The 9,982-nt window shown below is 75.1% G+C and carries 11 protein-coding genes and 1 riboswitch; of the genes, 7 read left to right on the top strand and 4 right to left on the bottom strand.

The genetic code is table 11. The features are described from left to right. The 6 genes from AIIKEEIJ_RS08070 to AIIKEEIJ_RS08050 all read left to right on the top strand — a co-directional run. Positions 1-1,339: VWA domain-containing protein (locus tag AIIKEEIJ_RS08070; protein ID WP_161995382.1), on the top strand; the 1,339-nt coding region annotated here is incomplete at its 5' end. Beyond that, positions 1,339-1,953: a cob(I)yrinic acid a,c-diamide adenosyltransferase gene (gene cobO / locus AIIKEEIJ_RS08065; RefSeq protein ID WP_006945402.1), complete on the top strand. Its 615-nt coding sequence runs from the start codon at positions 1,339-1,341 to the stop codon at positions 1,951-1,953. The genes AIIKEEIJ_RS08070 and cobO, both read left to right, overlap by 1 nt. After that, the gene (locus tag AIIKEEIJ_RS33605; RefSeq protein ID WP_274386549.1) at positions 1,947-2,081 is read left to right on the top strand and encodes a hypothetical protein; all 135 of its coding nucleotides are present in this window, start codon (positions 1,947-1,949) and stop codon (positions 2,079-2,081) included. Before cobO ends, AIIKEEIJ_RS33605 begins: the two co-directional genes overlap by 7 nt. After that, on the top strand, positions 2,078-4,447 hold the full coding sequence (locus AIIKEEIJ_RS08060; protein WP_161995381.1) for a cobyrinate a,c-diamide synthase: 2,370 nt from the start codon (positions 2,078-2,080) through the stop codon (positions 4,445-4,447). Before AIIKEEIJ_RS33605 ends, AIIKEEIJ_RS08060 begins: the two co-directional genes overlap by 4 nt. Next, entirely contained in the window at positions 4,429-5,379 is a 951-nt protein-coding gene (locus AIIKEEIJ_RS08055) for a cobalamin biosynthesis protein (protein ID WP_161995380.1), read from the top strand. Before AIIKEEIJ_RS08060 ends, AIIKEEIJ_RS08055 begins: the two co-directional genes overlap by 19 nt. Positions 5,380-5,432: 53 nt before the next feature. Then, a complete protein-coding gene (locus AIIKEEIJ_RS08050) occupies positions 5,433-5,990 on the top strand; it encodes a hypothetical protein (RefSeq protein WP_006945398.1) in 558 nt (185 codons plus the stop codon). Positions 5,991-6,047: 57 nt separating this feature from the next. Here AIIKEEIJ_RS08050 and AIIKEEIJ_RS08045 read toward each other — a convergent pair whose 3' ends face one another. From AIIKEEIJ_RS08045 to AIIKEEIJ_RS08030, 4 genes are all read right to left on the bottom strand, one after another. Further along, the gene (locus AIIKEEIJ_RS08045) at positions 6,048-6,782 is read right to left on the bottom strand and encodes a cobalt-precorrin-6A reductase (protein WP_029545408.1); all 735 of its coding nucleotides are present in this window, start codon (positions 6,780-6,782) and stop codon (positions 6,048-6,050) included. Then, positions 6,779-8,272, bottom strand: a complete 1,494-nt coding sequence (locus AIIKEEIJ_RS08040; protein WP_006945396.1) for a cobyric acid synthase — start codon at positions 8,270-8,272, stop codon at positions 6,779-6,781. The genes AIIKEEIJ_RS08045 and AIIKEEIJ_RS08040 overlap by 4 nt, the downstream gene beginning before the upstream one ends. 5 nt (positions 8,273-8,277) lie before the next feature. Further along, positions 8,278-9,069 carry a CbtA family protein gene (locus AIIKEEIJ_RS08035; protein WP_161995379.1) on the bottom strand — a complete coding sequence of 264 codons (792 nt, stop codon included), beginning with the start codon at positions 9,067-9,069 and terminating at the stop codon, positions 8,278-8,280. A gap of 86 nt (positions 9,070-9,155) precedes the next feature. Continuing rightward, entirely contained in the window at positions 9,156-9,320 is a 165-nt protein-coding gene (locus AIIKEEIJ_RS08030; RefSeq protein WP_373566487.1) for a CbtB domain-containing protein, read from the bottom strand. Between the two features lie 59 nt (positions 9,321-9,379). After that, a riboswitch (cobalamin riboswitch) is annotated at positions 9,380-9,493 on the bottom strand. Between the two features lie 59 nt (positions 9,494-9,552). On the opposite strand from AIIKEEIJ_RS08030, the gene AIIKEEIJ_RS08025 reads away from it, so the two are divergent. Beyond that, positions 9,553-9,982 (top strand): histidine phosphatase family protein (locus tag AIIKEEIJ_RS08025; RefSeq protein ID WP_161995378.1); only part of this gene is annotated, 430 nt, incomplete at its 3' end.

Genomic DNA, 9,982 nt, shown 5'->3' with positions numbered 1-9,982 from the left:
GGCCGCGCCCCGCGATCCGCAGGTGCGGGCGGAGATCGTGCGGCGGCGCCTGGCGTTCGACGCCGACCCGGACGCGTTCGTCGCGCGGTGGGCCGACGCCGAGGCGGCGCTGACGCGGCGGTTGGCGCAGGCCCGCGACCGGCTGCCGCAGGTGCGGCTCGGCGACGACGCGCTCGTCGCGATCGCGGAGGTGTGCGCGGCGTTCGACGTCGACGGGATGCGCGCCGACCTGGTCACCGCGAAGACCGCCGTCGCGCATGCGGCGTGGGTGGGCCGCGACGAGGTGACGCGGGCGGACATCGCGGTGGCGGCGCGGCTGGCGTTGCCGCACCGTCGTCGCCGCAATCCGTTCGACGAGCCCGGCATGGACGAGTCGCTGCTCGACGAGCTGCTCGGCGAGCAGCCGCCCGAGCCCGATCCGGACGGCCCCGACGATTCCGGTCCCGACGATTCCGGTCCGGACGGCCCCGGCGCCGGCGAGGCGACGCCGGGCCGGGACGACCGGGGGCAGGGCTCCGGTGCGGCGACGTCCGTCGCGGCCCCCGCCGAGCCCTACCGGACCCGCCTGTTCACGGCCGACCGCACCGGCCGCGGTGCCGCGGGCCGCCGCTCCCGCGCCCGCACCACGGTCGGCCGGACCGTCGGCGAGCGTCGCGGCGACACCGGCCCGATCCATCTGCCCGCCACCATCCGCGCCACCGCCACCCACCCGTGCGTGGTTCCGGTAGCGGGGACTACCGAAACCACGCACGGGTGGCAGGTGCGGCGGAAGGTCGTCGAGGGCCGCGAGGCCAACCTGGTGCTGCTGTGCGTCGACGCCTCCGGCTCGATGGCGGCGCGGCAGCGGATGACGCAGGTGAAGACGGCGATCCTGTCGCTGCTGCTCGACGCCTACCGGCGTCGCGACACGGTGGGCCTGGTGACCTTCCGCGGGGATCGCGCCACGCTCGTGCTGCCGCCGACCAACTCGGTGGACGTGGCCGCGACGCGGCTGCGGGAGCTGCCGGCGGGCGGGCGCACCCCGCTCGCCGAGGGACTGCTCGAGGCGGCCGAGACGATCCGGCGGCACCGGCTGCGCGAACCCGACCGGCGGGCCCTGCTCGTCGTCGTCACCGACGGCCGCGCCACCGCCGGGCCGGACGCGGTGGCCCGGTCCCTCGCGGCCGCCGACCGGCTCGCCGCCGCCGGGATCGACGCGGTCGTCGTGGACTCCGAGACCGGCCGGTTCCGCATGGGCCTCGCGGCCCGGCTCGCCGAGCGGCTCGGCGCCGAACACGTCCCCGTCGGTGAGGTCCACGCCGACGCGCTCACCACCGTCGTGCGAGGAAGGGCCGCCTGATGCCGAAGGGACAACCGACCGCCGTGCCGGACGACGGCCTCACCACCCGCCAGCGCCGCAACCGGCCGCTGCTGATGGTCCACACCGGCGACGGCAAGGGCAAGTCGACCGCCGCGTTCGGTCTCGCACTGCGCGGCTGGAACCAGGGCTGGTCCGTCGCGGTGTTCCAATTCGTCAAGTCCGCCAAGTGGCGCCTCGGCGAGCAGACCGCCTTCGAGACCCTCGGCGACCTGCACACCGAACGCGGCACCGGGGGCCCGATCGAGTGGCACAAGATGGGCTCCGGGTGGTCGTGGTCGCGCAAGGACGGCACCGAGGAGGACCATGCCGCCGCGGCGCTCGCCGGGTGGCGGGAGATCCAGCGCCGGCTCGCCGCCGAGCAGCACGGGCTGTACGTGCTCGACGAGTTCACCTACCCCATCGGCTGGGGATGGATCGACGCCGACGAGGTGGTGCAGACCCTGCGGACGCGCCCCGGCCACCAGCACGTCGTGATCACCGGCCGCCGGGCGCATCCGGCGCTGATCGAGGCCGCGGATCTCGTCACCGAGATGACGAAGATCAAGCACCCGATGGATGCGGGCCAGAAGGGCCAGAGGGGCATCGAGTGGTGACACTCGCGGGTGACGGCGTGGTGACACTCGCGGGTGACGGCGTGGTGACACTCGCGGGTGACGGCGTGGTGACACTCGCGGGTGACGGCGTGGTGACACTCGCGGGTGACGGCGTGGTGACCGCATGACACCGCTGCCCCGGCTGGTGGTGGCCGCGCCGGCTTCCGGACACGGGAAGACCACGGTCGCGACGGGCCTCATGGCGGCCCTGCGGGCGGCCGGGCACACCGTGTCGGGACACAAGGTCGGCCCGGACTACATCGACCCGGGCTACCACGCCCTCGCGACGGGCCGGCCCGGCCGCAACCTGGACGCCCATCTCGTCGGCACCGACCTGCTCGCACCGCTGCTCGCGCACGGCGCCCGCGGTGCCGACGTCGCGATCGTCGAGGGCGTGATGGGCCTGTACGACGGGATGCTCGGCACCGACGGGTTCGCCTCCACCGCCCACACGGCCGCCGTCCTCGGTGCCCCGGTGATCCTCGTCGTGGACGTCTCCCACGCCTCCCGCTCCGTCGCGGCCGTGGTGCACGGGATGGCCACGTTCGACCGCAGCGTCCGCATCGCCGGGGTGATCCTGAACAAGGCCGGCTCGGTGCGGCATTCCGACGAGGTGGTCGAGGCCCTGGCCGCGACGGGCGTCCCGGTGCTCGGCGTCCTGCAGCGCGACGACGGGATCTCGGCGCCGTCGCGGCATCTCGGGCTGGTGCCGGCGCAGGAGCGGGCCGAGGCCGCCGCCCAGCTCGATCGCCTGGCCGCACAGATCGCCGCGCGGGTCGATCTCGCCGAGGTGATGCGGATCGCGTGCGCCGCACCGGATCTTCCTGCGAGCCCGTGGGATCCGGGGGCACCGGCCGACGACGGCCCGGTCGTCGCGATCGCCGGCGGCCGCGCCTTCACGTTCCGTTACGCCGAGACCGAGGAGATGCTGCGCGCCGCCGGGTGCCGCACCGTGGTGTTCGATCCGCTGCGCGACGAACGACTGCCCGACGGCACGGCCGGGATCTATCTCGGCGGCGGCTTCCCCGAGGTGCACGCGGCAGATCTGGCCGCGAACACCGCTCTGCGCGAACATCTCCGGGCCGCGATCACGGCCGGCACACCCACCGTCGCCGAGTGCGCCGGGCTGTTGTACCTGTGCCGCGAGGTGGACGGGGCGCCGATGATCGGCGCGATCGACGCGGCCGCCCGGATGACGCCGCGCCTGACCCTCGGCTACCGCACGGCCGTCGCGCCGCGCGAGACCCTGCTCGCGCCGGCGGGCACGCGGGTGACCGGACACGAATTCCACCGAACCACGGTCGATTCCACCGACGAGCCGGCGTGGCTGCTGGGCGGGCGGCCCGACGGCTTCGCGTCCGCCACCGTGCACGCCTCCTACCTGCACACCCACTGGGCCGGGCATCCGGCGCTGGCGCAGCGGTTCGCCGACGCGGTGCGGGCCGCGACGCCGGTCCCCCCGCCGCCGCGCACGACCCGAGCCGCCGCACCGGACCTGCAGCACCACGGCGACCGGGAGGCCACGCCGGGACTGGTGGATCTGGCCGTCAACGTCTCGCGCCGGCCGCGCCCGGAGTGGCTCGACGCCGCGCTGGCCGGGTCGCTGGCCGAGCTGGATCGGTATCCGGACCCGCGCGCGGCGCGGGCGGCCCTGGCCGCCCGGCACGGACGCGACCCGCTCGAGGTGCTACCCACCGCCGGCGGCGCGGAGGCGTTCACCCTCGTCGCCCGTGCCCGTCGCTGGGCGCGACCGGCGGTGGTGCACCCGCAGTTCACCGAGCCGGAGGCGGCGCTGCGCGCCGCCGGGCACGAGGTGACCCGGGTGCTGCTGCGCCGCGAGGACGGCTTCGTCCTCGACCCGGCGCTGGTGCCCGACGACGCCGACCTCGTGATCGTCGGCAACCCCACGAACCCGACCGGCGTGCTGCACCCGGGTGCCGCGCTGCGGGCCCTGGCGCGGCCCGGCCGGGTGCTGGTGGTGGACGAGGCGTTCATGGATGCGGTACCGGGGGAAACGGAATCGCTTGCCGGCGTGTCGCTTCCGGGTGTCGTGGTGGTCCGCTCGCTCACCAAGACGTGGGCGATACCCGGTATCCGCGCCGGGTACGTGCTCGGCGACGAGTCGATCGTCGCCGAGCTCGCCGCGCACCAGCCACCGTGGTCGGTGTCCACACCGGCGGCGGCGGCGATGATCGCGTGCGCGTCGCCGGCGGCCACGGTCGAGGCGGAGCGCATCGCCGTGCAGGTCGCGGCCGACCGCGCCGTCCTCGTCGACGGCCTGACCGCGCTCGGCATCGAGGTGACCGGCCCGTCGGCGGCACCGTTCGTGCTGGCGCACGTCCCCGTGGGGACGCGGGAGCGCCTGCGGGGCAAGGGCTTCGCGGTGCGTCGCGGGGACAGCTTCCCCGGCCTCGGCGCCGACTGGGTGCGCATTGCGGTGCGCGATGCGCAGACCACCGAGGCGTTGCTCGGGGCATGGCGGGACCTGACGTGAACCCGCGCGCCGCCGGCCTCGTCCTCGGCTACCTCGCCGATCAGGCGTTCGGCGATCCCCGTCGCGGCCACCCGGTGAGCGGCTTCGGCCGGATCGCCCGGACCACCGAGCGCGCGCTGTACGCGGACCACCGGGCGGCCGGGACGCTGTTCACCGCGGTGCTGGTCGGCGGCGCGGCCGGCCTCGGCTACGGCGTGGACCGGCTCACCCGGCGTCGTCCGCTGGTGCGCACGGCGGTGACCGCGGCCGCGACGTGGACCGTGCTCGGCGGCCGGTCGCTGGCGCGGGAGGCGACGACGATCGACTGCCAGCTGCGCCGCGCGGATCTGCCCGCCGCGCGCCGTCAGGTCACCCACCTCGTCGGGCGCGACCCGTCGCGCCTCGACGCCGCCGGCGTCGCCCGCGCCACCCTCGAGTCCCTCGCGGAGAACACCTCCGACGCCGTCGTCGCCCCACTGCTGTGGGGTGCGGTGGCGGGGCCGGCGGGCCTGCTCGGCTACCGGGCCGCGAACACCCTCGACGCCCGCGTCGGCCACCGCACGCCGCGGCACGAGCAGTTCGGCTGGGCGTCCGCCCGGTTCGACGACCTGCTCAACCTGGCGCCGGCGCGGCTGTCCGCGCTGCTCGCGGCGGGCCTGGGCGAGCGGCCCGGCGCGGCCCTGACGGCCTGGCGCCGCGACGCCCACCGGCATCCGAGCCCGAACGCCGGGCCGGTCGAGGCGGCGTTCGCGGGCGCGCTCGGGGTCACTCTGGGCGGGGTGAACGTCTACCACGGCGTGGTGGAGGACCGCGGCACCCTCGGCGACGGCCCGGCCCCGGAACCCGGGGACATCGCGCGGGGCGTGCGGCTCGCGGCCCGGGTCGGCGCGGGCGCGCTCGCGGTGTCCGTGGTCGTCGCGTCCGCGAGCACCGTTATGGCGCGAATCACGTAAGCGGTGTAACACTGTAATCAGTGATATTGGCACTTCGTCCCGAGGAGGACGACATGCGACACCATCCGCACATGCACGGACCCCGCTTCGGACGCCCGGGCGGCTGGCAACAGGCCGACGTCCCCGATGCGAGCGACGCCGCCGAGTGGTTCGCCGGACGCCTGCCCGACGACTGGTTCACCGGCCCCGCCGACATCGAGGTCGACCGCGAGGAGATCGTGGTCGTCGGGGAACTGCCCCCGCCCGAGGACACCGGCCCGGCGTCCGTCGACGGGCGCATCGCGCGGTTCCGGGAGACCACCCGGCCGGACCGCATGCGCATCGCCGACGAGGCCGAGGCCCGCTACGGCCGGAAGGTCGCGTGGGGTGTCACGCTCGGCGAGCGTCGAGTGCTGTTCACCCACTTGGCCGTTCCGGTGATGACCCGGTTGCGCCAGCCCGAGCGCAAGGTCCTCGACACCCTCGTCGACGCCGGCGTCGCCCGCTCGCGCTCCGACGCGCTCGCCTGGTGCGTCCAGCTCGTGGGGCAGCACAGCGAGCAGTGGCTCGCCGAGCTCCGCGAGGCGATGCGCAAGGTCGACGACCTGCGCACCGAGGGCCCGCAGGTCTGAGATCGCGGACCCGCGCGGTTCCCGGTCGTCTGCACACGACATTGCGTGCACGGACGACTAATCCGCGCAGGAATCCGTCGCCCACGCGACGGCGTCCGCGACCGTCGCCACCGTCGGCACGCCCGCCGGCGAGGGCGGGCGGCGCACGACGACCACCCGCACCCCGAGTTCGGCCGCCGCGTCGAGCTTGGCGCGCGTGAGGTCCCCGCCGGAGTCCTTGGTGACGAGCACGTCCACCCCGTGGCCGGCGAGCAGCGCACGCTCGCCGTCGACGGTGTAGGGGCCGCGGGCCAGCAGCACCGTCCAGGAGTCCGGCACGTCGAGGTCCAGCGGCTCGACCACCCGCACCAGGACGCGGTGCCGCGCGAGCGGCCCGAGGAAGCGATCGAGGGTCTGGCGGCCAGTGCTCAGGAACACGCTCGCCCCCCGGGCGGCCACCGCGGCGGCCGCATCGTGGTCGTCGACCCACGTCCAGTCGCCGGTGCCGGTCCAGCCCGGCCGCGCCAGGCGCAGCAGCGGCATCCCGGCCGCCGCGCAGGCGGCCGCGGCGTTACCGCTGATCCGCGCGGCGAACGGGTGGGTGGCGTCGACCACCCTGCGGATACCGTTGCCGCGCAGATACTCCCGCAGTCCGTCGATGCCGCCGAAACCGCCGATCCGCACGTCGCCGACCGGCAGGCGCGGGTTGCGCACCCGTCCCGCAAGCGACGACACGTACGCCACCCCCGCGGTGTCCAGGCCGGCGGCGAGCGCCCGCGCCTCGCCGGTGCCGCCGAGGATGAGGACGGTCACGCCAGGCCGCCCGTCAGTGTGGGCAGCACCGGCCGAGCCCCGAGCATCCCGAGCAGGGCGCCGACGTCGAGGTGCTCCTCGACCATGTCCGCGAGCACCTCGAGGCGCGCCTCGCGGGCGGCGTGGAAGCCGACGGTGCCGGTGGCGAGGTCGCGCCCGGTGAGGGCGGCCGCCTCGCGGAGCCACGCCGTGCGCAGGGCGTCGCCCTCGAGGCTGCCGTGCCACATGGTGCCGAACACCGTTCCCGCCCGGGCGCCGCCGAGGAACTCCTCGTCGCCGCCGCGGGAGATGCGGCCGTGGTGGATCTCGTACCCGGAGGCCGGCACCCCGAGCGCCGACCCGGCCGGCAGCCGCAGCACCTTCTCCGGTTCGAAACGGGTGTGCACGTCCAGCAGTCCGAGCCCGTCCACGCACGCCCCGGGGGTGCCCTCGACGCCGTGCGGATCGGAGATCCGCCGGCCGAGCATCTGGAAGCCGCCGCAGATCCCGAGCACCACGCCCCCGCGACGGGCGTGGTCGGCGACGGCGGTGTCGAGGCCGCGGCCGCGCAGCCACGCGAGGTCCGCGAGGGTGGCGCGGGTGCCGGGCAGGATCACCACGTCGGCGCCGGCGAGGGCGCGCGGATCGTCGACGAACCGCAGCCGCACGTCCGGTTCGAGGCACAGCGCGTCGACGTCGGTGAAGTTGCTGATCCGCGGCAGCATCACCACCGCGACGGTGAGCGACCCGGCGCCGTCGTGGGCCGGGCGCGACGACAGGGCGAGCGAGTCCTCCGAGTCGAGCCACAGGCCGCGCTGCCAGGGCAGGACGCCGAGCACGGGCCGGCCCGTGAGCTTTTCGAGCGACTCGAGACCGGGACGCAACAGCCCGAGGTCTCCACGGAACTTGTTGATCACGAAGCCGCGGACGAGGGCCTGATCGGACGCATCCAGCAGGGCGAGCGTGCCGTACATGGCGGCGAACACCCCGCCGCGATCGATGTCGCCGACGAGCACGGTCGGCAGGTCGCCGTGCCGGGCCAGGCCCATGTTCACGTAGTCGTGGGCCCGCAGGTTGATCTCGGCGGCGCTGCCGGCACCCTCGCAGACCACCACGTCGAACCGGTCCCGCAGGTCGTCGAGCGCACCGAAGGCGGCCTCGGCGAGGTGCTTTCGGCCGCCGGCGAACTCGCCGGCCTCGAGGTGACCGGCGGGCCGGCCGAGCACGACGACGTGACTGCGGCGGTCGCTGCCGGGTTTGAGCAGCACCGGATTCATCGCGGCCTCGGGTACGGCGCGCGCCGCCACCGCCTGGATCCACTGCGCGCGGCCGATTTCCACGCCGTCGCCGGTGACCGGGTCGACGGCCACCATGGAGTTGTTGGACATGTTCTGCGCCTTGAACGGCGCGACCGACAACCCACGGCGGGCCAGGGCCCGGCAGATCCCGGTGGTCACCACGGATTTCCCGGCGTCCGAGGTGGTTCCGGCGACGAGCAGGCCCTGTCCCACGACGGCTACGCCACGCGGACGGGCACGCGACGATCGGCGCGTTCGGTGAGGAACGCGAACGCCACGCCCAGGGCGAACCACAGGGTGGTCTGAACGATCACCGACGCAACGCGGAAGTCCCACAGCAGCGTGGCCGGAAAGCCCGTGCCGACCTCGTCGATCGTCGGCAGCACCGCATACCCGAGACCGACCACGACGAGGAACGCCAGGACCGGTCCGGCGAGCCGGACGGTACGCAGCTCCTGACGGGCGAGCGCCTTCGCGGCGGCCACCGCCACCGCGAGCGCGACGAGGCCGAGCACGACCGCCGCGACCCACAGGAGGGTGCGCTGGTCGATGGTGTCCGGGTCCCCCACCGCCGGCGGGTTGGCCGGGTACTTCAGGAACGGCACCGCTTCGATCGCGAGCCATCCCGCTCCGGCGCCGAGCAGTCCGAGAGCGGGACCCGACAGCGTGGTGTGGCGCCGGGCGAAGTGCAGCACCGACGCGAACAGCGCGCCGAGCGCCAGACCGGCGAGGGTGGTGGCGAGGATCAGGCCCACCTTCTGCCCGGTGCGGCCGACGAGGGCGTCCTCGCCGTGGCTGTGACCGGCGGACGCGGCCTCGTGCGTGTGGGAGTGCGCCTCGGTGGCCGCGTGCGTCGCGGCGGCCTCCTCCAGCGCGATCGCGGCCTCGATGTGCGGCTCGCCGACCACGAAGGCGACGGCGCCGGCGAGCAGGCCGGCAATCAGGCCGGCCAGCAGGCCGCGCAGCAGGATCCGGGTGTAGGGGCCGGTCAGCGGGACGCCTGCCGACACGGCAGCGTCCGGGTGCGACGAGACGCCGGCCCCCGGACTCGGTGACACGCCGGCCCCCGGCCTCAGTGACACGCCGGCCCCCGGCCTCAGTGGCACGGCAGGCCGAGCAGGTGCCGGCCGTCGTGCATCAGCTCATGCATGAACATGCCGGTGCGCGAGATCGCGCCCTGATCGAAGCCGACCAGGTAGAGGGTGACGAAGGCGAGCAGCACGACGGCGGTGATCGCGGCGGCCAGCGCCGCGGAGCCCATCGTGGACTCGGGGGTGTGGACAGTAGCCATGGCATCCTCCTGGGATAACGCGTCCCGTCGAAAATCCATGCGCCGAGACAGTTTTCTGACTCCCGGGCGGGTCGCCCGGTCACAGTGGCGCGACCGCTCCGGACTTGCACCGGATTGCCTGCACCTCGGCACGTGTGACGCAGGAACAGTCGCACCGTGAGCCCGCCCCTGTCAAGGCGACACCCCCGGCGGTTGTGATTCGATGACCGCCGTGGTTCGCCTCGTCCTTCTGGCCCATGCCTCGACGGAGGCGCAGCGCGCCGTCCGGTTCCCCGCCGACGAGCCGCTGTCGCAACGCGGCCGACGAGAACTGGAGCGGGCGGTCGCGCCGGTGGCCGACCGCGTCGTCGCGGCGCCGGAGCGACGGGCCGTCGAGACTGCGGCCGCGCTGGGCACGACGGCCGTGGTCGATCGGGCGCTGCGGGACCTGGACTACGGCAACTGGGCGGGGCGGGCGATGGACGAGGTGCCGGCCGAGAGCCTGCAGCAGTGGCTCACCGACCCGCACGCGGCGCCGCACGGCGGCGAGTCGATCGCGGAGCTGACCGAACGGGTGGCGCGGTGGCTCGACGAGCTGGCGCCGGGCCGGGTCGTCGCGGTGACCCACCCGGCCGTGATCCGCGCCGCGACGG

Origin of the sequence: Rhodococcus sp. YH1 (genome assembly GCF_009939605.1) — a bacterium.
In the GTDB taxonomy this organism is placed as follows: domain Bacteria; phylum Actinomycetota; class Actinomycetes; order Mycobacteriales; family Mycobacteriaceae; genus Rhodococcus; species Rhodococcus aetherivorans.
Note: the sequence above shows the minus strand (reverse complement) of the source record. Positions and strands in the feature narration are given on the sequence as shown.